The organism is Rhizobium sp. CC1099 (assembly GCF_029714385.1).
GTDB lineage: Bacteria > Pseudomonadota > Alphaproteobacteria > Rhizobiales > Rhizobiaceae > Rhizobium.
The window spans coordinates 61311-85568 of the sequence record NZ_CP121641.1 but is presented as its reverse complement, the minus strand read 5'-3'; the positions used below and the strand labels follow the sequence as shown (position 1 = coordinate 85568).

At 59.5% G+C, this 24258-nt stretch carries 25 protein-coding genes, 1 tRNA gene and 1 pseudogene; 10 read left to right on the top strand and 17 right to left on the bottom strand.

What is annotated here, in order from left to right; all coding sequences use genetic code 11:
- Positions 1 to 80: 80 nt before the first annotated feature.
- From QA644_RS00430 to QA644_RS00405, 6 genes are all read right to left on the bottom strand, one after another.
- Entirely contained in the window at positions 81 to 689 is a 609-nt protein-coding gene (locus QA644_RS00430) for a mobile mystery protein B (protein ID WP_283070543.1), read from the bottom strand.
- Positions 686 to 1150 (bottom strand): mobile mystery protein A, encoded by a 465-nt coding sequence (locus tag QA644_RS00425; protein ID WP_283070541.1) that lies wholly within the window; start codon positions 1148 to 1150, stop codon positions 686 to 688. Before QA644_RS00425 ends, QA644_RS00430 begins: the two co-directional genes overlap by 4 nt.
- A 479-nt stretch (positions 1151 to 1629) precedes the next feature.
- Positions 1630 to 3360 carry an adenylate/guanylate cyclase domain-containing protein gene (locus tag QA644_RS00420; protein WP_283070539.1) on the bottom strand — a complete coding sequence of 577 codons (1731 nt, stop codon included), beginning with the start codon at positions 3358 to 3360 and terminating at the stop codon, positions 1630 to 1632.
- A 108-nt stretch (positions 3361 to 3468) separates the two neighbouring features.
- Positions 3469 to 3545, bottom strand: a tRNA-Arg gene (locus tag QA644_RS00415).
- Positions 3546 to 3668: 123 nt separating this feature from the next.
- Complete coding sequence (locus tag QA644_RS00410) at positions 3669 to 5171, bottom strand: HAMP domain-containing sensor histidine kinase (protein ID WP_283070538.1); 1503 nt, start codon at positions 5169 to 5171, stop codon at positions 3669 to 3671.
- Positions 5172 to 5315: 144 nt separating this feature from the next.
- Complete coding sequence (locus QA644_RS00405) at positions 5316 to 7313, bottom strand: methyl-accepting chemotaxis protein (RefSeq protein ID WP_074066464.1); 1998 nt, start codon at positions 7311 to 7313, stop codon at positions 5316 to 5318.
- A gap of 452 nt (positions 7314 to 7765) precedes the next feature.
- On the opposite strand from QA644_RS00405, the gene rpmH reads away from it, so the two are divergent.
- From rpmH to yihA, 4 genes are all read left to right on the top strand, one after another.
- Positions 7766 to 7900 carry a 50S ribosomal protein L34 gene (gene rpmH, locus QA644_RS00400; RefSeq protein ID WP_016552555.1) on the top strand — a complete coding sequence of 45 codons (135 nt, stop codon included), beginning with the start codon at positions 7766 to 7768 and terminating at the stop codon, positions 7898 to 7900.
- Positions 7901 to 7921: 21 nt separating this feature from the next.
- A complete protein-coding gene (rnpA, locus tag QA644_RS00395; RefSeq protein WP_039843758.1) occupies positions 7922 to 8320 on the top strand; it encodes a ribonuclease P protein component in 399 nt (132 codons plus the stop codon).
- On the top strand, positions 8320 to 10110 hold the full coding sequence (yidC, locus tag QA644_RS00390; protein ID WP_283070533.1) for a membrane protein insertase YidC: 1791 nt from the start codon (positions 8320 to 8322) through the stop codon (positions 10108 to 10110). Before rnpA ends, yidC begins: the two co-directional genes overlap by 1 nt.
- 143 nt (positions 10111 to 10253) lie before the next feature.
- The gene (gene yihA / locus QA644_RS00385) at positions 10254 to 10910 is read left to right on the top strand and encodes a ribosome biogenesis GTP-binding protein YihA/YsxC (protein WP_239595811.1); all 657 of its coding nucleotides are present in this window, start codon (positions 10254 to 10256) and stop codon (positions 10908 to 10910) included.
- A 45-nt stretch (positions 10911 to 10955) separates the two neighbouring features.
- On the opposite strand, the gene QA644_RS00380 is transcribed toward yihA, so the two are convergent.
- From QA644_RS00380 to QA644_RS00370, 3 genes are all read right to left on the bottom strand, one after another.
- The gene (locus QA644_RS00380) at positions 10956 to 11513 is read right to left on the bottom strand and encodes a fasciclin domain-containing protein (protein ID WP_194728794.1); all 558 of its coding nucleotides are present in this window, start codon (positions 11511 to 11513) and stop codon (positions 10956 to 10958) included.
- A 108-nt stretch (positions 11514 to 11621) separates the two neighbouring features.
- Entirely contained in the window at positions 11622 to 12344 is a 723-nt protein-coding gene (locus QA644_RS00375; RefSeq protein ID WP_283070530.1) for an anti-sigma factor, read from the bottom strand.
- Positions 12341 to 12880: a sigma-70 family RNA polymerase sigma factor gene (locus QA644_RS00370; RefSeq protein ID WP_283070529.1), complete on the bottom strand. Its 540-nt coding sequence runs from the start codon at positions 12878 to 12880 to the stop codon at positions 12341 to 12343. Before QA644_RS00370 ends, QA644_RS00375 begins: the two co-directional genes overlap by 4 nt.
- Before the next feature lie 146 nt (positions 12881 to 13026).
- On the opposite strand from QA644_RS00370, the gene argB reads away from it, so the two are divergent.
- Positions 13027 to 13914: an acetylglutamate kinase gene (argB, locus tag QA644_RS00365; protein WP_283070528.1), complete on the top strand. Its 888-nt coding sequence runs from the start codon at positions 13027 to 13029 to the stop codon at positions 13912 to 13914.
- Position 13915: 1 nt separating this feature from the next.
- Here argB and QA644_RS00360 read toward each other — a convergent pair whose 3' ends face one another.
- Together QA644_RS00360 and QA644_RS00355 are read right to left on the bottom strand one after the other, a co-directional pair.
- On the bottom strand, positions 13916 to 14695 hold the full coding sequence (locus tag QA644_RS00360) for an isocitrate lyase/phosphoenolpyruvate mutase family protein (RefSeq protein WP_283070527.1): 780 nt from the start codon (positions 14693 to 14695) through the stop codon (positions 13916 to 13918).
- Between the two features lie 12 nt (positions 14696 to 14707).
- The gene (locus tag QA644_RS00355) at positions 14708 to 15772 is read right to left on the bottom strand and encodes a trifunctional transcriptional activator/DNA repair protein Ada/methylated-DNA--[protein]-cysteine S-methyltransferase (RefSeq protein ID WP_283070526.1); all 1065 of its coding nucleotides are present in this window, start codon (positions 15770 to 15772) and stop codon (positions 14708 to 14710) included.
- Between the two features lie 97 nt (positions 15773 to 15869).
- Here QA644_RS00355 and QA644_RS00350 point away from each other — a divergent pair, with 97 nt between their 5' ends.
- Positions 15870 to 16577, top strand: a complete 708-nt coding sequence (locus tag QA644_RS00350; protein ID WP_283070525.1) for a pyrimidine 5'-nucleotidase — start codon at positions 15870 to 15872, stop codon at positions 16575 to 16577.
- Between the two features lie 110 nt (positions 16578 to 16687).
- Positions 16688 to 17341: a calcium-binding protein gene (locus QA644_RS00345; protein WP_283070524.1), complete on the top strand. Its 654-nt coding sequence runs from the start codon at positions 16688 to 16690 to the stop codon at positions 17339 to 17341.
- A gap of 47 nt (positions 17342 to 17388) precedes the next feature.
- Here QA644_RS00345 and QA644_RS00340 read toward each other — a convergent pair whose 3' ends face one another.
- Positions 17389 to 18255, bottom strand: a complete 867-nt coding sequence (locus QA644_RS00340; protein ID WP_194728789.1) for an LOG family protein — start codon at positions 18253 to 18255, stop codon at positions 17389 to 17391.
- A 193-nt stretch (positions 18256 to 18448) separates the two neighbouring features.
- On the opposite strand from QA644_RS00340, the gene dapD reads away from it, so the two are divergent.
- The 3 genes from dapD to QA644_RS00325 all read left to right on the top strand — a co-directional run bounded on the left by dapD (position 18449) and on the right by QA644_RS00325 (position 21197).
- Positions 18449 to 19309 (top strand): 2,3,4,5-tetrahydropyridine-2,6-dicarboxylate N-succinyltransferase, encoded by an 861-nt coding sequence (gene dapD, locus QA644_RS00335; RefSeq protein ID WP_283070523.1) that lies wholly within the window; start codon positions 18449 to 18451, stop codon positions 19307 to 19309.
- Positions 19310 to 19420: 111 nt separating this feature from the next.
- Entirely contained in the window at positions 19421 to 20614 is a 1194-nt protein-coding gene (gene dapE / locus QA644_RS00330; protein ID WP_283070522.1) for a succinyl-diaminopimelate desuccinylase, read from the top strand.
- On the top strand, positions 20601 to 21197 hold the full coding sequence (locus tag QA644_RS00325; RefSeq protein WP_283070521.1) for a hypothetical protein: 597 nt from the start codon (positions 20601 to 20603) through the stop codon (positions 21195 to 21197). Before dapE ends, QA644_RS00325 begins: the two co-directional genes overlap by 14 nt.
- Before the next feature lie 24 nt (positions 21198 to 21221).
- Here QA644_RS00325 and truA read toward each other — a convergent pair whose 3' ends face one another.
- The 5 genes and pseudogenes from truA to def form a co-directional block, all read right to left on the bottom strand.
- Positions 21222 to 22025, bottom strand: coding sequence for a tRNA pseudouridine(38-40) synthase TruA (gene truA / locus QA644_RS00320; protein WP_194728786.1), 804 nt, complete (start codon positions 22023 to 22025; stop codon positions 21222 to 21224).
- A complete protein-coding gene (gene fmt / locus QA644_RS00315; protein ID WP_194728785.1) occupies positions 22025 to 22960 on the bottom strand; it encodes a methionyl-tRNA formyltransferase in 936 nt (311 codons plus the stop codon). The genes truA and fmt overlap by 1 nt, the downstream gene beginning before the upstream one ends.
- A gap of 21 nt (positions 22961 to 22981) precedes the next feature.
- Positions 22982 to 23325 (bottom strand): annotated as a pseudogene (locus QA644_RS00310) (type II toxin-antitoxin system VapC family toxin).
- Entirely contained in the window at positions 23322 to 23612 is a 291-nt protein-coding gene (locus QA644_RS00305) for a plasmid stabilization protein (RefSeq protein WP_283070518.1), read from the bottom strand. The pseudogene QA644_RS00310 and the gene QA644_RS00305 overlap by 4 nt, the downstream one beginning before the upstream one ends.
- 62 nt (positions 23613 to 23674) lie before the next feature.
- A complete protein-coding gene (gene def / locus QA644_RS00300) occupies positions 23675 to 24193 on the bottom strand; it encodes a peptide deformylase (RefSeq protein ID WP_074066452.1) in 519 nt (172 codons plus the stop codon).
- Positions 24194 to 24258: the final 65 nt, after the last annotated feature.

Sequence of the window (24258 nt, the reverse complement as noted above, 5' to 3'; positions counted from 1 at the left end):
GTCGCATTCCGTTGACGGTTATTGTACGTGAGTGACAGCTTCATCCGAAAAATGAACAGAGGCTGGTAACAATCGTCGCTCTAGCCTGTCTCGGCAGCTTGACCGACGAAGCCGAGCAGCGGGCCGAAGTCGTGGGCGTCCGCCGCCTTCAGCGCCGCTATGTACGCTGAGCGTCTCTCATTCATTTTCTGAAGGTCCGAGCCCGCCGTCCAGTCGATAGGATCGGCCCCGTACACCTTACCGAGGACGACATCCGCCAGGATCCGCGCATGGCGGCCATTACCGTTCGAAAACGGGTGAATGAACACCAGCTTATGATGCAAGCGAACGGCTGCCTCGATGGGCGAAAAGGTATCATGCGCGGCCCAGTACTGAGCATCGTCCATCAGGCCACGCAGCTGAACTCCGATCTGGATCGGATCGACGCCTATGTTTTTTCCTGTCTTTCGGAAGGTGCCCGCCCAGTTCCAAACATCACCGAACAGCTGGCGATGGAGCTCGATTGCGAAGTCATCGGTGAGGATGTCTTTGCGCCGCATGCGGGCAAGCCAACGTAGCCCGGACGCGATGTTGGCCTGCTCCAGCTCGTCCAATTCGCCTTGCGTTGTGATGTGTTTGTATTTCAGCCCACCGATTTCATTCGGGTCGAGAGGCGTCGCGCCTTCGGGATATTCGAGCTTGATCGTCACTTATCCTCCCAAAAATCGGAAGGCATTTGATAGATCAGCTCGTTCATAAGACGGGCGACCTCCTGCTGGGTGCGGCTGTCCTGCACGGCCTGGTTTTCCAGCGCCATGTGTTTGCTGGCAATGCCAATGGTCGCGAGCGCCTTTTTCCTGGCCTGCTCGATGATTACATTCTCGACGGTGACTGGCGGGACGATGGCATAGACGAAACGGCATCCCATCGCCTCGGCGGCCGCCTGCATGGATTTCAGGGTAACGCCGCCCTCAAGCTCCGCCTTTTCGACCTGAGCAACGCGAGCGCGGGTATGCCCCATTCGCTTTCCGAGCTGGGCTCCCGACATTCCAAGGGCTTTCCGGACTGTCCGAATCCAGCCTTCAGCGGGAACACGGACGTCTTCGGCCTTGGACTGGGCAAGGTCTACGATTGCCTGATATTGCTGGCGGACGGTCTGTTTAACGGTCATTGTAAACTCATATGTTGACGTAATTCGCTAGATCGTCAATGTATTTATATACATACCGTGCGATTTGTCAATATATAAGTTGACAAGCCCTCGACAAACCTGAGCAGCCAAAGGCGCGAGTCAGGGCAAGGTCGTCGCCATACCCCAACTGCGGATTGGCCATGAATCCCCAGCCTTCGCAACGCGCATATCAACTTGCAGAACATCCGCAGGGCGCTCGCGGGGCCGGACTATGGACACACGTCACATGAACGAATCTGTAATATTAGGCACGCTCTTGCATGGCATTACAGGTGGGAAAAATGATCCCTGAAGCAACGGAGCATCCGCTTGCCCCCGCCTCACCGTAGCAATCGCAACGCTCTACAAGCATCCGGTAAATTATTGCTTTTCTTGGGAAAAATGGCGCACCCGACAGGATGAAACTGGGCACCGCTATGTAATCGCTGCCCCTATCGATTTTTGAGTTCACCTCTCGTTCAATCTGGTAGGCCTGCTTTGCGATATCCGTCGACGAAATGGTCACACGTGGCCTGATCTCGAAAGGGCTGTGAAGCGACCCAATGGCTGATTGTGAAATGTGGATTGCTCGCCATGAACAGTTCGCCTTCCTGATGGGCCTCGTCCGTTCGTCCCAGTTGTGCAAGGCTCGCTGCAAGCACGCGCCGCGAAATTGTTTGGTAGGTAGCCTCATTGCGTAGCGTGACGACTGCCGCCTTATACTGGCAAGCGGCGTACTGCGCGAACCCCAGATCCCAATAGTACCATTTGGGGGGATGTGGGTTCAGGCGGAGCGCCTTTTGGACCTGTTCAACCGCGGTGGCCGGCTTACCGCTCAACACCGAAAAGTCCGACATGTCCGCCCAGGCGTCGGCGTAATTCGGGTCAATATCGAGCGCGGTCGCGAACTCGGCATCCGACTCGGGCCAGCGCCGTTCATATGCCAGCAAGTGGCCAAGGACGAAGCGGCAGCCGGCATCGTTCGGGTCGAGATTCACGGCCTTTTCAGCCATGGCAACGGCCACAAGCCGGTTGGGTGCTTCTGGCTCGCCCCACTGCGCCCAAGCCTGCCAGAGATGAAATGCCAGGAGCCGATGCGCCTCCGCATAATCCGGGTCGAGAGTGATCGCCCGCTGCAACAGAACACGCGATTCGCGCGCCGCCGCCGGCGAAATCCCGATCAGCCCACGCCCGCGCACGCAAAGATCATAGGCTTCCATGCTGTTTGGCCGGCTACGGGGAGGCTGTGTCGCCAGGCGGCCGATCAGAGCCTCAACGATCCTAGCCGTCACCTCGTCCTGCACAGCGAAAATATCTTCAAGATCGCGGTCAAAGCGGTCCGCCCAAAGATGATTTCCGCTGATGGCATCGATCAACTGAACGTTGATGCGCACACGACCGGCAGCGCGGCGGGCGCTGCCTTCCAGCAAATAGCGGACGCCAAGGTCACGGGCAATCAGCCGGATATCGATCGACTTTCCCTTGTAGGCAAAGGTCGAATGGCGGGCGATCACGAACAGGCTGGCGTTCCGCGACAGATCGGTGATGAGATCTTCAGTCAACCCGTCTGTGAACACATCCTGTTCGGCGTCGCCGCTCATGTTGGTGAAAGGCAGTACGGCGATCGATGGTTCTGACGGCAGAGGCAGCGGCTCGGGTTCCCCTTTCCGGTCTGCAATTGCCGAATGCCGCACCCGGTAGACGCGCACTGGCTCAGCTATGTTCTTCAACGACTTCTGGCCTAGATCGTCAAAATCGGTCTCAACCTTCCGCTTGACCTGATCGTAAACGCTGCCCGATACGCAGATGTCTCCAGGTTCGCCCAATGCCTCCAACCGAGCGGCAACGTTGACGCCGTCGCCATAGAGATCGCTACCATCTACGATGATATCACCGAGATTGATGCCGATGCGCAGGATTACCCGCCGGGATTCCGGCAAACTATCGTTGGCCTCGGCCGTGCCATACTGGAGATCGACTGCGCACTGGACGGCATCTACCGCACTGGCGAACTCGACTAATACGCCGTCACCCATGACCTTGACCAAGCGACCTCTATATCGCGTGATCAGGGGAGCCAGAATATCGCGCCGTCGAGCCTTCAGGACCTTGAGGGTTCCTTGCTCGTCCGCTTCCATGAGACGGCTGTAGCCGACCACGTCCGCGGCCAGAATGGCGGCAAGACGGCGCTGGACGCGTTCTTCGATCATTGAGGTAAGTGCCCTCGGAAAATTCACTCGCACATATGGTATTGGGACCATCCGGAGATGTCCATCGCAATGCCCCGGTTCCCAGTTTTGTTCTGGACTGGTGGAGATTGGCGCACCCGAAGAGATTCGAACTCCTGACCCCCAGATTCGTAGTCTGGTGCTCTATCCAGCTGAGCTACGGGTGCGTGCCAAAAGCGGGCCGTGCCGCTTGCGTGGGCGATCCTCTAAAGCGTCCTTTGGGCGAATGCAATAGCAATTCGAAAAAAATCACGACTTTGGTTGCAGATGGCTGAGTTGCGGAATTTGCATCACTTTTCCGCCTGGGTGCGCGAACGATAGTCCTCCAGCGAAACCGGCCGGTCCGGGATTTCGATGCGGAACTGCGTGCCGGCCGCGGGCTTTTCGACGAGAGCGATCGTGCCGCCATGCGCAAGGACCAGTTCGCGCGCGATCGTAAGTCCGAGGCCTGTGCCGCCGCTGCGGGCCGAACCGCGGAAGGCCGCAAAGAGATTCTGCCGGGCCTTCATCGGCATGCCTGGCCCGGTATCGTCAACGATGATGCTGACGACGCTGCCGACACGCTGCGCCGAGACAGTGATGCGTTTGACGCCGTCAGGGGCAGTTTCGCCGGTCAACGCCTGCAACGCGTTCCGGCAGAGATTGTGAATCACGCGGAAGAGCTGCTCGCTATCGGCATCGACCTCTATGTCCGGCGGCATCTGCTCGGCAAACTCAACGCCGCTCTGCGGATCTATCGCCAGCATATCCCGCACGTCCTGCGTCAGATCGTAGAGCCTGACCCGCCGGCGGCGCGGCGCCGATTCGCTTGCCTGACCAAAGGAGAGCACTTCCGTCGTATAGCCGACCGCGCGATCGATCGTGCGCAGCAGCTTCGGTGCGAAGCTCTTAACCATCGGGTCATCGACATCTACGAGACGGTCTGACATCAGCTGCGCCGAGGCGAGGATGTTGCGCATGTCATGATTGATCTTTGAGACCGCAAGGCCAAGTGCCGCAAGATTCTTCTGCTGCTTCAGCGTCTTTTGCAGTTCCATCTGCATCGCCGTCAGACGCCGCCCCGCGACCGCCAGTTCGTCGCGCCCGCCATCGCCCACGAAGACATGCTGCGGGTTTTCCGGATCGGCTGAAAATTGCTGCATGTTGCCGGTCAGCCTGCGGATCGGGCGGATCAGGATGCGATTGATGACGAAGAAAATCAGCGTCGCGGTAAAGAGCGAGATCAGCACGGAGAGGAGCAGAACATTGCGTGCATAGACGAGCATCGCCATGCGCAACGGCTTTTCCTTCATCAGCACTTCGACGCCCATGTTCGTCTCGCCGACCGGGCCGTAAACGCGGATGATGCGGTTGCCGCCAAAAAGTAGCGTATCCAGCGCGTCTCCCATGGAACTGATCGGCGTGGCCTTGGTCAGGTCATATTGCTCATCGACGGATGTCGGCATGCTGCTCATCGCGAGAAGCCTGGAGGTGCCTTCCTTGCGAAGAACGATCGCCTTCGTGCCGGTCGCCGCCAATGTTTCCTTCTGCAAAGCGTACGGCAGTTCGACGGGCTGCAGGCCATCGATAACGATGGCAGCGGCGGCAGCCGTGTTCAGCTTGTCCTCCAGCCAGCGGATGCGCATGCTCGCGATGGAAGGGAAGAAAATCAGCACTTCTGCGAGCATGATGAACAGGACAGTCAGCCAAAGCAGCTTGCCCGACAGGCCGCCGAGCGCACCCGCCGGACGGCCGTTTGCGCCGTCCGCCGCAATGTCGACAGTCGAATTTCCGCCTTGCTGTTGCTCCGGCATCGTCATTTCCGATCGGCTAAGCGCCTGAAACCAGACTTCTATATTAGCCGATCGAAGCGCGCTTTCAAATCTTCGCGAGCGACGGCAAGCCGTCACAAAAGAAAACGCCGCCCGGAGGCGGCGTTTTCTGACTGTCGAAGATACTCAGAATTCTTCCCAATTCTGCGCGGCAACCGCTGCGTTGCCGTTGAAGGCCCGCGAGACGGTCTTCATCACGCCGCGCGCCGGCGAGGCGACCGGACGGTGTTCTTCGCGGCGGGCAACGGCCAGCGGCGCTGCAGCAGCATTCGAAATCCTGAAATGGGCAATAAGATTGACGAGACCGTCGGCTTCTGCGGAGAGCTTGTGCGTCGCAGCCGAGGTTTCCTCGACCATCGCCGCATTCTGCTGCGTCACCTGGTCCATCTGGTTTATGGCGGTGTTGACCTCCTTGAGGCCGGTCGATTGCTCCTTGGCCGCCGTCGCGATCGAGTGAATGTGATCGTTGATCGCGATGACGCGGGTTTCGATCTCGCCAAGCGCCTCGCCGGTTGCCTGCACCAGCTTCACACCGACGTGAACCTCATCGCCGGACTTGGTGATGAGCGCCTTGATGTCCTTTGCGGCCGTTGCCGAGCGCTGGGCGAGCTCGCGAACCTCCTGCGCGACGACGGCAAAGCCCTTGCCTGCTTCCCCGGCGCGTGCCGCCTCGACGCCGGCGTTCAGTGCGAGAAGGTTGGTCTGGAAAGCGATCTCGTCGATTACGTTGATGATCTGGCTGATTTCGCGCGATGCCTGCTCGATGCGGCCCATGGCATCGACCGCGTTACGGACGACGACGCCGGAGCGGCCGGCATCATCCTTCGCTTCCGAGACCATGATGCTGGCCTCCTGCGCCCGTTCCGTCGAGTTCTGCACGACGGCCGTGATCTCGTCGAGAGCTGCGGAGGTCTGCTCGAGGGCTGCCGCCTGCTGTTCCGTGCGCCTGGAGAGATCGTCACTGGCAACGCGGAGCTCGTTGGTGTTGCCGTTGATCGCTTCGGTGGTCTCGCGGATCTCGCGCATGGTCGTCTGTAGCGTCTGGAACGTGTTGTTGACGTTCTGCTGCAACTCGGCGAAGGCGCCTTGGAAGTCGCCGCGCATGGTCTGTGTCAGATCGCCATCCGCAAGACTTGCAATGACGCGGCGGGTTTCGCCGACGCCGGCATCGACGCTCGAAAGCAGCGTGTTGATATTGCCTGCGAACTGATTGAGATTGTCGTCCTCATAGTCCTTCTCGATACGGCGGCTGAAATCACCAGCAGCCGCGGCAGCGACCACCACAGACATGCTCGACTGCAGGTCGTCGCTCTTGGTGCGCATGGCCGCTTCCTGCGCATGCAGGCGCTTGATGGCCAAGCCGTTTTCCTTGAAGACGGCGACGGCGGCGGCCATCTCGCCGATCTCGTCCTTACGGCCGGCATAGGGCACATCCGCGTCGAAATTGCCGTTGGCGACTTCATTGATGGCGGTCGTTACGCGCTTGATCGGACGGCTGAGATGATTGGTGCCGATGTAAACGCCCATGCCGACGCCTGTCGAAATGCCGACGCCGGCAATGGCAAGCACGAGCCAGAACAGCGAAGCACGGAAGGCTTCGATCTCGGCATCGACGGCCTGCAGCTCGGCCTTGTCGGTCTTTACGATCGCATCGATCTCGGCCTGGAAGGCCTTTCGGTTCGCGCGGTTGGCTTCATTGTTGCCTTGGGTGTTGGCGGCTGCCGGCCCGACTTCAGTGCCGAGACGGGCCGTTTCGGTGCGGAAGGTGCGGAATTCCTTGGCGCGCTCGACGAGCTTTCCGAAGCTTTCCTTCTGGCTCTCGGGAACGAGCGGCGCCCATCCGGCGATGACCTTGTCGATCTCGTCGAGGTCCGCCATCAGTCCCTTGGCGAAGTTGCCGGTATCCTTGATTTCCTTCGCCGCGTAGATGCCGCGGGCTTCCATAACTGTCGCTGTCACGAAGCGGTTGAGCCGCTCTCCAGCATAGGCACGCTGTGAGGCACTCTTATAGGCGCTGAATTTGTTGTTGTACTCGTTCATGGCAATAAGGGCGGTTGCGCCAATAACAAGGGCAACAGCTGCCATAACAGAAACGAGCAAATTGATCTTGCCGCGGATTTTCAACGGAATGCCTCCTCAGGGACTAACGACAGTCTGGAAAGCACATTCCCAGCCGATAGAATGAAGATCGGCTAAATGTCTTAATGTTACATTTCGAATGCGATGGTTTAGTACTACAAAAAATTACCCCTATTATCCGCCCATCGACGGCATTCTTCGCAAAAATTGCATAAACCTGAGTAAAAATATCACCGATGGCATACCCATCAAGACAAAATCAGCAAAATTCAACCTTTCGACGTGTTGACCACAATAGTTAATACCATAATGCGAATTTTGGCAGTCTTAACCAGCTGACCGATGAATCATCGGGCGATAATTGACTTCTTGAGGCTTCATCCGTATAAGCCGCCGCACGTTCGGTCACTTCGGTCTTTGGCCTCGCCCGTTCGAAAAACAACGCTCCTTGCAATATGCAAATTCAAGAAGGGCCGCACTCCGCGGTGTTTAAATAAATGAAGCGTACCTACCAACCATCGAAGCTTGTCCGCAAGCGCCGCCACGGTTTCCGTGCGCGTATGGCTACCAAGGGCGGCCGCAAGGTCATCGTTGCCCGCCGCGCGCGTGGCCGCAAGCGTCTTTCGGCCTAAGGCCGGATTGCCCGATAACAGATGGCGGGCGAATTGACGACCACTGAAAAAAACACTGCAGGGCGGTTGAAAAGCCGCCCGCAGTTTCTTGCTGTCCGCAACGGCGAAAAGCGCAAGGGTGGCCTCTTCCTGCTCGAGGTTCTCGACCGGAAAGAGCCCGAAACCGAAGCGCGCGTCGGCTTCACCGTCACAAAAAAACATGGCAACGCGGTCGAACGGAACCGCATGCGCCGCCGCCTCAAAGAGGCGGTGCGGCTTCATGTGGGGTTTGCAATGCAGCCCGGACACGACTATGTGGTTGTCGCGCGAAGAGACTGCCTGACGGCGTCCTTCAAGGAATTGAGCGCGGAGCTTAAGGCACGCGTCGAAAACAAGCCGAAACACAGGCGATCCTCCGACGGACGCCCCAGGAACGTATGATGCAAAACAACCGCAATTATTTCATTGCGATCGCTCTCTCGGTGCTGATCGTTCTCGGCTGGCAGTTTCTTTACATGAACCCGCGCATCGAGGCTCAGCGCAAGGCGCAGGAAGCCCAGAAAGCGCAGCAGCAGAGCGAGCAGACACAGGCTCCTGCTGCAGGCGGCCAGCCCGCACCGCAGACAAGTGGCGCCGCGCCGACCGGCCAGGCCGCCGCGACCGCAACGCGCGAGGAAGCGCTTGCAAAGGCGCCGCGCATCGCCATCGACACGGAAGCGCTCTCTGGCTCCGTCAACCTGGCAGGTGCCCGCCTCGACGACCTGAAGCTCAAAGGTTATCACGAGACGGTCGACAAGAGCAGCCCGATCATTACGCTTTTCTCGCCGGCTGACACCAAGGACGGCTACTTCACCGAACTCGGCTATATCGGCAGCGACCAGACCGGAGCAGTTCCCGGTCCGTCGACCGTATGGACGGCGCCGGACGGCGCCAAGCTCACCGACAAGTCACCGGTGACGCTGACCTATACCAATGACAAGGGCCTGACCTTTGCGCGTACGATTTCGGTCGACGACCGCTACATGTTCACCGTCACGGACAAGGTGACGAACAGCGGAAGCACTTCGGCTTCCATTTCGTCCTACGGGCGCGTTACCCGCTACAACAAGCCGACGACGCCCTCCGTCTACGTCCTGCACGAAGGCTTCATTGGCGTCATCGGCGACGGCCTGGTCGAGAGCAAGTACTCTGCCGTCGAGGAGGAAGCCGTCACGCCCGCCAAGTCCACCGGCGGCTGGCTTGGCATCTCCGACAAGTACTGGGCCGCAACGATCGTGCCGCCGCAGAAATCGGCTTATGAGGCTCGCTTCTCGCATTTCACCGATGGCCAGCCACGCTATCAGGCCGACTATAAGGAAGACGCCGTAACGGTTGCTCCCGGACAGTCGATCGAACTCAAGAACCTCGTCTTTGCCGGCGCCAAGGAAGTTCCGGTCATCGACGGCTACGAGGCCTCCTACCAGATCCCGCGCTTCGACCGCCTGATCGACTGGGGCTGGTTCTATTTCATCACCAAGCCGATGTTCAAGCTGATGGATTTCTTCTTCCGCTACTTCGGCAATTTCGGCGTCGCGATCCTGCTGACGACGATCGTCGTCAAGGGGCTGTTCTTCCCGCTCGCCAGCAAGCAGTACGCCTCGATGGCGAACATGAAGCGCGTGCAGCCAAAGATGGAAGAGCTCAAAGCCAAATTCGGCGACGACCGAATGGGCCTGCAGCAGGCGATGATGCAGCTCTACAAGGAAGAGAAGATCAATCCGATTGCCGGCTGCTGGCCGATCGCCCTGCAGATTCCGGTCTTCTTCGCGCTCTACAAGGTCATCTACATCACGATCGAAATGCGGCATGCGCCGTTCTTCGGCTGGATTCAGGACCTCTCGGCCCCCGATCCGACCACGATCGTCAACCTCTTCGGCCTGCTCCCCTTCGAAGCGCCCGCCCTCCTACATCTCGGCGTATGGCCACTGATAATGGGTGTGACGATGTTCGTGCAGATGCGCATGAACCCGACGCCGCCCGACCCAACGCAAGCGATGATCTTCAACTGGATGCCGCTGGTCTTTACCTTCATGCTGGCAAGCTTCCCGGCCGGTCTCGTCATCTACTGGGCCTGGAACAATACGCTCTCCGTTATTCAGCAGGGGGTAATCATGCGCCGCCACGGTGTGAAGATCGAGCTCTTCGACAATCTCAAGGGCTTGTTCCGGCGAAAACCGGCGCCATCGAAGTGAATGAGGGAGCCTCGCTTCGGCGGGGCTTTTTCTTTTCGGCAACCTGTTTTCAATGAGGGCCTATCAGGGACCGTTGGTTGACAAAATCATGCGAAACCTGAATGCCTTATGCGCAATGGATTAGGACGCGCTGGAAAAGCGGAATGACGCAAAACAACGAAAAGCCACTCTTCGGGCGGCCGTGGATCTTCATCCGCGGTGTGCCTTCCATGAAGTTTCTGCCACCGGAAGGGCCGCTGGAAGTGGCGTTCGCCGGGCGCTCGAATGTCGGCAAGTCGTCGCTCATCAATGCGCTTGTCGGACATAAGGGACTGGCGCGTACCTCGAATACGCCGGGCCGGACGCAGGAGCTGAACTACTTCGTTCCCGAGGGTTATTCCGGCGAAGGCGGCGACCTGCCGCCGATGGCGCTCGTCGATATGCCGGGCTACGGTTATGCGCAGGCGCCGAAAGACCAGGTCGACGCCTGGACGAAACTCGTGTTCGATTATCTGCGCGGCCGCGCTACGCTGAAGCGCGTCTACGTGCTTATCGACAGCCGCCATGGAATCAAGAAGAACGACGATGACGTTCTGAGCCTGCTCGACAAGGCCGCCGTTTCCTACCAGATTGTTCTCACCAAAACCGACAAGATCAAGCCGCCCGCGGTCACCAAGCTGCTCGCGGAAACGGCAGAGAAGATCAAAAAGCGTCCGGCGGCCTTCCCATTCGTTATTGCCACCTCTTCCGAGAAGAGCGAGGGATTGGATGAGTTGCGCCAAGCCATTGCCGAAACGGTCGAGATCAAAAACTGGAATTGAAGGGAGGCGCACCAGAGGCGCCTCCCTCCTTCGTCCTTAGATCCATCACGTCTTAGGCAGAAGCACCCTGTCGACGACATGGATTACGCCGTTCGACTGCTTGACGTCGGCGATCGTCACACGTGCCGTGCCTCCCATTTCATCGGTCAGCGTGATCTTGCCCATGCTTTCCTTGGCTTTCAACACGCAGCCGCCCACTGTCTTGATGTCGTGTTCGCCGCCATCGTCCTTGATCATTTTGGCGACGGTCTTCGCCATCGCATCTGCTGCAACCACGTGGCAGGTCAGCACCTTGACGAGCGCGGCCTTGTTTTCCGGCTTGAGAAGCGTCTCGACCGTGCCCTTCGGTAGGGCGGCGAAAGCCTCGTTCGTCGGTGCGAAAACCGTGAACGGACCTTTGCCTTCGAGCGTGCCGACAAGCCCGCCGGCCTTCACCGCCGCGACCAGGGTGGTGTGGTCCTTCGAGTTAACGGCATTGTCGATGATGTTCTTCGTCGGGAACATCGGAGCGCCACCCACCATGGGGTTGGCGGCCTGCACAGCAAAAGCGATTGCGGATACGGCAGTGGCAAGCGCAATGGTGCGCAAAGCTGGCTTCATCATGATCATCCTCCTCACGTCCGGCGCCGGTTCGCGTGCGGAATGCCTCGGCCCGCCCGGACACCGAGATGTACGAGGCGATGCAGAAAGAGTTTCAGAAGAGACAATTTTTTAGCGGCGATGCGTGGTGCCACTGGCGACAACCGGTCCTGTCGGTGCGCCGGTCGTCGAACCGCCAAAAGGCTCGAGGCTGACGGCGAGCGTCGTACCATCGGCAATGCCGCCGCGCAGATCGGCAGGAATGACAAGCTCGCCATCTTCATCCGACTGGAAAATGCCGAGCGACTTTGGAGTGCCGCTTCCCGGCACCAGCCAGAGCTCCAGTGATTTTTTCTCAGCCCCGCTCGCCGCAACGGGAACGATGCGGAGGCGGCCGCTTTGGACGTCGTAAGAGGCAAGCAGATTGACCTGGCTGTCGGCGGACGACAATTCGGCAACCAGTTGCGATTGACCTTTCGGCGGTGGAACGTTGCCGGAGGCGAAAATTATAGCTCCGATCGCAACGACCAGAGAAGCGAAGGTCAGCGAGCGCCAGAAGACGGCGGAATTCCAAAGGCCGCGCGAAAAGGACCGCGAAAGCTCCGGTTCGCCGAAAAGGCGTGCCTCGATCTGCTTGAAGGTCTCCCGGCCCGGGCTCGCGGCCACTTCATACTCGTCGTTGAAAGCAGAGAGGTTCGTTTCCCAGCGGCTGACGATTGCGGCAAACTGGCGGTCCCGGCGCATGCGCTCCTCGACCACCCGGCGATCCTGAAACGAAAGGACACCAAGCACGTACTCGCCGGCGAGCACTTCATCACGGGAGCGGCCTCCCTTGCTTTGATCCGGCGATGTCATCGCTCCATGCACTCTCTCAGCTTCAAAAGGCTGCGCCGCAGCCATGTCCGCATGGTGTTCAGCGGAACGCCAAACTGATCGGCAAGTTCCTGATAGCTCAGTCCTTCGACATAGGCTTTCTTCACCGCCTGCGCCCGATCAGCTTCCAACTCTTCCATGCAGGTGTCAATCCGCCTTCCTTCATCAGACAACATGGCCTGCTTTTCCGGGTCGAGGCCAGGATCGGGAAGATCGTATTCACCGTTCAACTCGTCGGCGACAGGCTTTCGCGCCCGCATCGTATCGATCGCCTGGTTGCGGGCAATCGCCGCGAGCCAGGAGGACGGCGTACCCTGGTTGGCCACGAAGGCCCCGGAGCGCTGCCAGATCTTTGTATAAACCTCCTGCAACGCCTCCTCGGCTTCAATACGATCGTTCAGGATACACAGGCATATGGAGAAAAGTTTCGGGCTCGTCGCCTTGTAGAGATCGGCGAAAGCCTTCCGGTCGGCCATGGCGATGCGGCCTATCAATTGCGCGATTTCCTCGCTCGTCATGCCGCGGCCCATCTATCTTTGACACGATGCCAATAAACGGCGGCCGGCTCAAATTGACAAGAGGCACAGCAACTAATGCGCAGGGCATTATTCCATCTGTCAAGAACTTGAGATAAAAGGCCGCGATCTATTCTGCGGGGTATGCCATGAACCAGTCCGAAAGCGAAACCCAAGCACGCCTTCTCGCACAGGCGCTGCCTTTCATGCAGCGTTACGAGAACAAGACGATAGTCGTCAAATACGGCGGCCATGCCATGGGCAATCCCGAGCTCGGCAAGGCCTTCGCCAGCGACATTGCACTTTTGAAGCAATCCGGCGTCAATCCGATCGTCGTCCACGGCGGCGGTCCACAGATCGGCGCGATGTTGACGAAGATGGGCATCGAATCGAAGTTCGAAGGCGGTCTTCGCGTCACCGACGCCAAGACCGTCGAGATCGTCGAGATGGTGCTTGCCGGCTCCATCAACAAGGAAATCGTGGCACTCATCAACCAGACGGGCGAATGGGCGATCGGGCTTTGTGGCAAGGACGGCAACATGGTCTTTGCCGAAAAGGCGCAGAAGAAGATCAAGGACCCGGATTCGAACATCGAGCGCGTGCTCGATCTCGGCTTCGTCGGCGAGGTCGTCGAAGTCGACCGTACGCTGCTCGACCTGCTCGCCCGTTCGGAAATGATCCCGGTCATCGCCCCGGTCGCGCCCGGCCGCGACGGCGCGACCTACAACATCAATGCCGACACCTTCGCAGGCGCTATCGCTGGCGCACTGAATGCCACGCGCCTGCTCTTCCTGACGGACGTTCCCGGCGTGCTCGACATGCAGGGCAACCTCATCAAGGAGCTCTCGGTTTCGCAGGCGCACGCGCTGATCGCCGACGGCACGATTTCCGGCGGCATGATCCCGAAGGTCGAAACCTGCATCGACGCGATCAAGGCCGGCGTCCAGGGCGTCGTCATCCTGAACGGCAAGACGGCCCATTCCGTGCTGCTCGAAATCTTCACCGAACACGGCGCCGGAACGCTGATCGTTCCGTGATTCAAGCTTGGCCCGCGGCGGCGAAGACCGCCTCGGCTGCCTCCTTCAGCTTTTCCATCATTGCGCGGTAGGGTCCCGGCCCATAACTGACACGGCCGACGCCGAGCTTTGCCAACGTCTTCACATCCGGCACGCCTTGCCGCATCATGATGTTGACCGGCAGCGTAACGGCTTCGCACACTCGGCGGATCAGGTCCTGGTTCGACAATCCCGGCGCAAAAAAGCCGCTGGCGCCAGCCTCTTCATAGGCGGCTGCCCGCTCGATCGCCTCATCCACCAGCGGCACATGCCGGTCGGGATCGGAGAACTTGAGGAACAGGTCGGTGCGGGCATTGATGAAGAACGGAATGCCCTTAGCCTCGGCCATCTCGCGGATGGCGCAGATGCGTGCGGCCTGCTTATCGATGGGATGCAGCCCGCTGCCGCCAACCACCTGGTCCTCGAAATTGATGCCGACGGCGCCTGCATCAATCAGCCTGGCGGCGTTGGCAGCGGCTCCCGCTTTGTCGGTCGAATAGGCGCCCTCGAAATCGACGGAGAGAGGCAAGTCGTTGGCCGCAGTGATCGACCGCACCGTTGCGACAAGCGCTTCCAGCGGGATTTTTTCGCCGTCCGCATAGCCTTGCGCCGCAGCAACCGACCAGCTGCCGGTCGCCAGTGCCTTGGCGCCTGCGTCGCTGACAGCCTTCCCCGTGCCAGCATCCCAGATATTATAGAGGACGACCGGATTGCCCTTCTGATGCAATGCGCCGAACGCCTTCGCCTTTTCCGCCTGGTTCATGGAACGTCCTCCTCAAACAGCCCCTTTGGGCCGCATTTTTCCTTCGTGCCTCAAAAGCCATTGCTTGCGCCAGAGCCCGCCGCCATAACCGGTCAGTGATCCGTCTGCGCCGACCACGCGATGGCAGGGGATGACGATGGCAAGCTGGTTTGCGCCGTTGGCGCGGCCGACCGCGCGCACCAGCTGCGGGTTTTCCATTTCCCTGGCCAGATCACCATAAGCGCGTCTTTCTCCGACAGGAATTTCCCGAAGCTTCGCCCAGACCGCCCGCTCGAAGGCGGTGCTGTTGCCGAGCGCCAAAGGGGTTTTGAAGTTCGCGGATTGACCGTCGAAATAGGCGCGCAGCTCGGCATCGATCTGTTCGATCGCAGGCGTTCTTCCGGCGGCAACCGAGGAGCGTGTCTTGCGCTGCAGGTTTTCCAGCTCAGCCTGAAGCGCCTTCCGATCGTGGAACTCCAGAAGATGCAGATGCGTCTGATCGGCCACCGCGACCATCGGCCCGAGCGGCGTTTCAAACCAGTCTGCGAAGAGCAGCTCGCGGTTCTGCGACATGGCAGGCGCCTTGCCGATCAACCGCTGAAACGCGGCCCGAAACCCGCTGCCCGACTCGTAACCTGCATCCAGCTGGACATCGATGACGCGGGCGCCGCTCGCAAGCTGCCTTGCTGCCTCGCCGAGTCGGCGGTAGCGGGCGATGTCTAAGAATGTCATGCCCAGAGACCGTTTGAAAGCGCGCCGCACGGTGGAGGGATCGTAACCCTTGCGGACCAGATCATCCTCGGTCCAGCGCGCCGCCGGAGCGCAGTCGAGTGCTTCCAGCAGCTCGTCGACGATCGGTTCCTTGCCCGCCTGTTCCAGCGGCTTGCAGCGCCGGCAGGGCCGGAAGCCGGACTGCATGCAGGTGGCGATGGAATCGTAGAAGAGCGTGTTCTCCCGTTTCGGCTTGCGTGCGGGGCAGGTCAACCGGCAGAAGACGCCGGTCGTTCTCACGCAGACATAGGCAAGCCCCTCGTAATCGGAGCTGCGGGCGATCAGCGCATCATAAAGCGTGTCTTCATTGGGAAGATCGAAAAGCATAAGAGCCTTTTATCATCCCTTCCCTTTTCCGTCCGTCGAAAATCGGGCGTCTATTTTTTTGTTCGGCAATTTGCTTGGCCCATGCCATAACGCCGCCATGACCAAGATAGATCGCACTCCGACCAAAGCCGATTTTGCGCATGTGACCGAATGGGTCTTCGACCTCGACAACACGCTTTATCCGCATCACGTCAATCTCTTCGCGCAGATCGACAAAAACATGACGGCCTATGTCTCGGCGCTTCTCCAGATGGAGCGGGACGAGGCGCGCAAGCTGCAGAAGCAATATTATCTCGATCACGGCACGACCCTGCAGGGTCTGATGATCCATCACGGCGTCGACCCGAACGACTTTCTGGAAAAGGCCCATGCCATCGACTATTCGAGCCTCACGGCTCAGCCCGAATTGGGTGCGGCGATCAAGGCACTTCCGGGCCGCAAGTTCATCTTCACCAACGGCAGCGTCAAACATGCCGAAATGACGGCCGGTGCACTCGGCATTCTCGAACATTTCGAAGACATCTTCGACATCGTCGCCGCCGAATTCGTGCCGAAGCCGGCGCAGGTTACCTATGACAAGTTCATGGCACTGAAACGAGTCGAAACCGGCAAGGCGGCCATGTTCGAGGACCTGCCGCGCAACCTTGTGGTTCCAAAGGCGCTCGGCATGCAGACTGTGCTGCTCGTGCCGAACAATCTTGAGGAAACCGTCGTCGAATGGTGGGAACAAACGAGCGGCGACGAGGACCATATCGATTTCGTCACCGACGATCTGGCTGCGTTTCTGGCAAGGGTCGTGGACTAGATTACCAAGATTTCATTCAGCTTGCCGATGTTTAATTGGTCAGATTGACGCATCGGTCCTACCTTTCGAGCGCGATCCCCAGCGAGATTGCGAACCCGAAAGGAAATATGATGTCTCGGAACAAGCTGATACTGATCGCACTTTCCTCCGTCATGATCGGTGCTGCAGCCGGCGGCAGTTTTGCCGCTCCAGGCGACAGGGCCCGCCAACCGCCGCGCCAGATGACGGGCGACGGTATGCGCGCTGAAGCAATGCGCGAGGTTGCCTTTGTGCGCATGTTGAAGCAGTTCGACACCAACAAGGACGGCCAGATTTCCAAACAGGAAGCCCAGGACGGCAACGAGAAGGTCTTTGCCGCGATCGATACGAACAACGACGGGGCGCTGACACCGGGCGAAATCCGCAAGCACCATGAAGCCCAAATGGAGGACCGCAACGCACCGGATGACCAATTGGGTGCCAATGACGACGCCGTGCCCAACGCTCCGCAGACGGCCGACAACGGTGGCCAGCCGAAGATACCGAAGCGCGCCGAGCGTGACCGCGGCGGCGCCGATCGCGGCCCAGGCGACAAGCGCTGGGGGATGCGCGACGGTGGCAGGATGATGTTTACGTCGATGATGCGCCGCATGGACACCGACGAGAACGGCCAGATCTCCAAGCAGGAAGCCGAGGCAACCTTTGACAAGTTTTTCATCCGCATGGATCGCAACAAGGACGGCGCGATCTCGATCGATGACATGCCTAATCGGCCGTTCCTGTAAGCAAGGACTTACCGCTATTGAGGCCGTCGCACATCGTGGCCGGTTTTCTATTCCTGATGCTCATAGAAATCCTGGATGATCTTCCAGGCGGCATCTGCCGTATCGACGAAGCTGATCAGCGTCACGTCGTCAGGCGCGATCGTCCCGAATTCGGCAAGTGCGTCGAAATTGACGATGCTTCGCCAGAACTTCTCGCCGAAGAGAATGAGCGGCATCTTTTCCATGCGTCCCGTCTGGATCAACGTCAGGCATTCGAAGAATTCGTCGAGGGTTCCAAAGCCGCCCGGGAACACCGCAATCGCTTTCGCGCGTACCATGAAATGCATCTTGCGGATCGCGAAGTAGTGGAAGTTGAAGCTGAGCTCCGGCGTCACATAGGCGTTCGGGGCCTGCTCGTGAGGCAGCACGATATTGAGGCCGATCGAGGGCGCGCCTTCGTCGGCTGCTCCGCGGTTGCCCGCCTCCATGACGCCCGGGCCGCCGCCGGTGACGATCACATATTCATGGAAATCGAAACCAGCGGAATATTTCGAGCAGAGCCGGGCGAACTTGCGCGCTTCGTCATAATAGATGGACGCCGCCTCCAGATTGGCGCGCTGCATGTCGTTGCGGGCTGCCCATGCGCTCTGACCGGGGGCCGGAATACGCGCGCCGCCGAACATGACGACGGTGGATTTGATGCCGCGTTCCGTCAACATCATCTCGACCTTCAAAAGTTCAAGCTGGAGACGGATCGGCCGCAGTTCCTCGCGGCAGAGAAAGTCGTCGTCGGCATAGGCCAGGCGGTAGGAAGGAGAAAGCGTTTGCGGCGTCTTCGGCACGGCGAGTGCGCGATGCCTGTCGATCTCGCTCGACTTCAGCGGAGCCCAGACTCCGTCCTTGCGCCTGAGCTTGCCGTTTTTTCCCTTCGCCATTTCAGAATGCCCTTCAAAAATGCCGGCAACACTTGCCGGGTCTGTCTATAACACCTTGAATACAGAAACGATCTCGTTCGAAAAATCATTCCATTTTAGCCGCTCATGCGATAGAGCAGATCGCATCCCGCCGATCACAATTCCCGGAGACTTCTTAGTCTTCAGGATAAAGCTCGAAGTTTAAGGAATTCTCATGAGCGCAACCGACCTCGCATCCCTCGAAAAGACCATCGAAGCTGCCTTCGACAACCGCGACAACGTGAACGCGTCGACGAAAGGCGAAGTTCGCGAAGCCGTGGAAGCAGCGCTCGAGCTTCTCGACGGTGGCAAGGCTCGCGTCGCCGAGCGCGGCGCCGATGGCGTCTGGACGGTCAATCAGTGGCTCAAGAAAGCCGTACTGCTTTCCTTCCGCCTGAACGACATGGAAGTCGTCAAGGGCGGCTCCGGCAATTCCACCTGGTGGGACAAGGTGCCTTCCAAGTTCGAAGGCTGGGGCGAGAACCAGTATCGCGCCGCGGGCTTCCGGGCCGTTCCGAACTGCGTCGTCCGCCGCTCGGCCTATATCGCCAAGAACGTCGTGCTGATGCCTTCCTTCGTCAATCTCGGTGCCTATGTCGGTGAAGGCACGATGGTCGACACCTGGGCGACGGTCGGCTCTTGCGCACAGATCGGCAAGCATGTGCATCTTTCCGGCGGCGTCGGCATCGGCGGCGTGCTGGAACCGATGCAGGCCGGCCCGACGATCATCGAAGACAACTGCTTCATCGGCGCCCGCTCGGAAGTCGTCGAAGGCTGCATCATCCGCGAGGGTTCAGTTCTCGGCATGGGCGTCTATATCGGCAAGTCAACCAAGATCGTCGATCGCGCCACCGGCAACGTCATGTATGGCGAAGTGCCGCCCTACTCCGTTGTCGTTGCCGGTTCGATGTCGAGCGGCAACAAGACCATGGCAAACGGCCAACCGGCACCGCATCTCTATTGCGCCGTCATCGTCAAGCGCGTCGACGAGCAGACCCGGTCGAAGACCGGCATCAATGAATTGCTGCGCGACTAAGCTTTCAGTGACAGCCGGATTCCGATCCGGTAAACAAACGGCGTTGTTTTCAGCGAGGCGGTTCGCCGCCTTGCCATGTCTTTGCCATTCCCGCCGGATAATTCGACCCTCATGACCGCCACCGATCCCGTCGCCAATCTCCAGACGCTCATCCGCTGCCCCTCCGTGACGCCTGCCGAAGGCGGCGCACTTTCTGCGCTCGACGCCATGCTTTCGCCCCTGGGCTTTAAGGTGGACAAGGTGAAGGCGACGGAAGCCGGCACGCCCGACATCGAAAACCTCTACGCCCGCCTGGGCAGTGATGGCCCGCACCTCATGTTTGCGGGACACACGGATGTCGTGCCGGTTGGCGACGAAGCCGCCTGGACGCATCCCCCCTTCGCCGCGGAAATTTCAGGCGGCGAACTCTTCGGTCGTGGTGCGGTCGACATGAAGGGCGGGATCGCATGCTTCGTGGCAGCCGTTTCCCGGTACGTCGAAAAACACGGCAATCCGAAGGGCTCGATTTCCTTGCTGATCACCGGCGACGAGGAAGGCCCCGCCATCAACGGCACGATCAAGCTCCTGCAATGGGCGGCAGAACGCGGCGAGCGCTGGGATGCCTGCCTCGTCGGCGAGCCGACCAATCCGGATGCGCTCGGCGACATGATCAAGATCGGCCGCCGCGGTTCGCTCTCCGGCAGGATCACTGTCCACGGCGTTCAGGGCCACGCCGCCTATCCGCATCTGGCGGATAATCCGGTGCGCGGCATGCTGCAGCTCACGAGCGCGCTGATGGATCCCCCATTCGACAATGGAACCGAAAACTTCCAGCCGTCGAACCTCGAGGTGACGACCATCGATGTCGGCAATCCGGCCACCAACGTCATTCCGGCGAAGGGCGCCGCAAGCTTCAACATCCGCTTCAACGACACCTGGACGGTCGACACGCTGCAGGCCGAAATCCTCCGCCGTCTTGAAGCGGCCGCCAAGAATGGCGCCCTGCGCCCCGGCCGCGAGGCGGTAAGATATGACATTGCCTGGGCCGATCGCCCGAGCCACGTCTTCCTCACCCGCAACAACGCACTGATTGCATCGCTTTCCTCTGCCGTCGAGAGCATTGCCGGCAAGGCGCCGAAGCTTTCGACCACCGGCGGGACGTCGGATGCGCGTTTCATCAAGGACTATTGCCCGGTCGTCGAATTCGGGCTCGTCGGACAGACCATGCACATGGTCGACGAACGCGTTGCTGTTTCCGATCTCGAAACGCTGACGCAGATCTACGAAACCTTCATCGAGCGATGGTTCGCAAATGCCGGGGCTTAGGGAGGTTCAATACTATCTGTCGGGTTTGTGGCTGCTGATCCGCATGGACACGCGGGGCTTCCGGTTTCTCGATATGTCGGACCGCGGCGTCAACCGCTCCTTCTGGGCGATGGCCTGGTGCCTGCCACCGATGGGCATTTCGTGGCTCTGGTGGCGTCAGGCCTTCCTGCAGTCGATGCCGCCGCATGTCGAAGTCGGCCTTCCCTTCTATTTCCGTTTGGGCCTGGTCGAAATCGCCAATTGGTTCGTGCCGTTGGTGTTTGCAGGACTGTTGCTGTTTACCTTCCGCATGGGTGATCGCTTTGCCGCCGTGGTCGTCAGCATCAACTGGCTCGGCGTGCCGCTTTCCTACATCAACGGCCTGCTGCTGGCGCTGGTCTTCTTCATTCCCGGCGCCATCAGCGTCGTGTCGATCCTGCTTCTGGTCTTCATGATGGCGCAGGTCTTCATGCTTGCAAGGATTTTGCGGATGATCTTTCACGGCCACGGGCTGATGGCCGGGGCGCTGACGCTGGCACTGCTGGTGCCGACCATGATCCTCGCCGAATATCTCCAGCGCTTCCTCGGCATTTATCCGGTTTAGATCAACGGTCTGGCATGGGCGGGGTCATGACAGATCGTCATCGCCATTCTCTTGCGTCCGCTTGCGCCGATCGGTGATCACTGCCGGATAATCGACCTGCATGAAATAAAGTCCTTCGGGCGGAGCAACTGGACCGCAGGCCTTGCGGTCACGCGCCTTAAGCGCAGCACGCACATCCTCCGGCGTCCATTTTCCTTCTCCTGCAAGCTTCAGCGTTCCGGCAAAGGAGCGGATCTGATTGTGCAGGAAACTCTGTGCCGTCGCGCGGATTTCGATGAGCTCGCCGTTCCGCGTCACGTCGAGCCGGTCGAGTGTGCGGACCGGGCTGTTTGCCTGGCAATGCGCGGAACGGAAGGTGGAAAAGTCATGCCTGCCGACGAGGATCTGGGCGGCCTGATGCATCACCTCATGATCGAGCACCTTCGGCACCCACCAGGCCTTGCCCGCCTCGAGCGCCAACGGCGCCCGGCGGTTGATGATGCGGTAGAGATAGTGCCGCCGCTCGGCGGAGAAGCGGGCATCGAAGAACTCGCCAACCACCTGCACCTCCAAAATGGACACGCGCTCGCCCGCCAGCTTCAGATGCGCATTCAGCGCGTTCTGCAACTTGAACACCGACCATTCCTTTGAAAGATCGGCATGGATCACTTGACCCATCGCATGCACGCCGGAATCGGTACGCCCGGCGCCACGGATCGACACGGTCTCGCCGCTTAACGACAGGATCGCAGCTTCGATCGCCCCCTGCACCGAGGGACCGTTTTCCTGACGCTGCCAGCCGACATAGGGTCCGCCGTCATATTCGACGGTCATCCGGTAGCGCGGCATCAGGCGAGTCTCGTGCCGTGCGCAAGCGGCGTGCCGCGCAGGAAATCCGCCGCCGCAAGCGGCTTGCCACCGGCCTTCTGCAATCTGGTCAGCCGAACCGCTCCAAATGCGCAGGCGATAACCAGTTCATCCGTCAGCACTTCGCCGGCCGGACCGTGCCCGTCCGCAAGTTCCGAACCCAGCACCTTCACCCGCTCCGGCTTGCCGCCAATCTCGACTTCGACCCAGGCGCCCGGAAACGGCGAAAGTCCGCGGATATGATTGTGAACGTCCCTTGCATCCCTGCCGAAATCGATCCGCGTCTCGCCCTTGTCGATCTTCGCGGCATAAAGGACGCCCTCTTGCGGCTGCGGCGTCAGCGGCAGGTCACCCATTTCGAGCTTTACCATCGCTTCGCCGATCGCCTTGGCGCCAACATGCATCAGTTTGTCGTGCAACTCGCCGGCCGTCATGTTCGGGCCGATCTCGACCTCGCGGGTCAACGCGATGGGGCCGGTATCCAGCCCCTTGTCCATCTTCATCACCATCATGCCGGACTTTTCGTCGCCTGCCATGATCGCTCTGTGGATGGGTGCTGCGCCGCGCCAGCGCGGCAGCAGCGAGGCATGGCCATTGTAGCAGCCGTTGCGCGTTCCGTTCAAAATCGCCTCCGGCAGCAGCAGTCCATAGGCAACGACAACCGCCACATCCGCGTTGAGCGCCCGGAAGCGCTCCCGTTCTTCCGGTTCCTTGAAATTGACCGGCGTGAAGACGGGCAGGCCGAGCAGTTCGGCGGCTCGATGCACCGGCGACTTCTGCAGGTCGAGACCGCGCCGTCCGCCCGGCCGCGGCGGCTGCGTATAGACCGCAACAATCTGATGCCCCGCATCCACCAGCGTGCGCAGGGTCGGAACCGAGAACTCCGGCGTTCCCATGAAAATGATGCGAAACGACATTCTCTCTCGCCAGGTTTAGGATCAGCCGTCTTCAAACGGGTTTACGAGCCTGAGATCAAGCCCTTCGAAATCTTTTATTTCGCGTGTCGCCAGCGTCGCGCCGTAAGCGAGGCAGATGGCGGCAATCCTAGCGTCCTGGATCTATCGGCCGCCCCATGCTCTCACGCTTGTCCGCAGACGGCCCGTTGCAATCGCGGCATGGTGATCAAAGGGGGAGTATCTTCGGCAGCGTAAGACTGCTCCATCATGACAATTTCGCAGAGATAAAGGTCAGATTTTACCTGCCTTGTCATCCATGTTTTGACGCGCTCGCTTGGAGCAGGCTTTGCTACCTCCGAAGTGATATTTGTATCAAGGACGATCACTCGAAGTCCTCGATAGGTCGGCAGAAATCACGCTTTCGGTCCGCTTCAATCTCATCCATGATTTTCGCGAACTCCTCGGCCTCGTCGTCGTTCTCCGGCCCGAGGATCGAACGCAGACTGTCCCATCCCGTTAGATCGTCATCATCTGCAACAGTTTCGTCGGCGATCATGCCTTTTTGCACAAGGCGCCTGGCTTCGTCGGAAAGGCTGCCACCCCTTCGCTCGGCACGCACAGCGATGTTCCGTTTCATCGCATCGCAAGTATCCCGGATCAGAAGATCGCCCATACGGCACCTCCTTTACGATATCAGCGATATCATATGCGCTGCGTCCATAGTTTCAACGCAACTCAGAGAGCCTTCGCCGACTTCGCCGCCTTCGTGAACTTCTTGATCACCATTTCCCTCTTCAGCCGCGAAATATAATCGATGAAGAGTACGCCGTTCAGATGGTCGATCTCGTGCTGAAGGCAAGTGGCGAGGAGGCCGTCGGCCTCAACGGTCTGCGCCTTGCCGTCACGGTCGAGATATTCGACGCTGACGGTCGCCGGACGCTCGACCTCGGCATAATAGTCCGGAATGGAAAGGCAGCCCTCTTCGTAGACCGATCGCTCGTCGGAAGATTTGACAATCTTCGGATTGATAAAGACCTGCGGCTGCTTTTCCTCGCCCTCCCGCGAAACGTCGATCACCAGTATCCGGCGCGGCACGCCGACCTGGATTGCGGCCAGGCCAATGCCCGGTGCGTCATACATCGTTTCCAGCATATCGTCGGCAAGACGCTTGAGATCGGCATCGACCCGCTCGATCGGTTTGGAAACCTGGCGGAGGACGGGATCTGGAAGAATGATAAGTGGCTTGATGGTCATCGCGTTCCCATAACCTATCTTTTCCAGCTAGGGAATTATCCTGAAACTCCGGAAAGTGCTTTTTT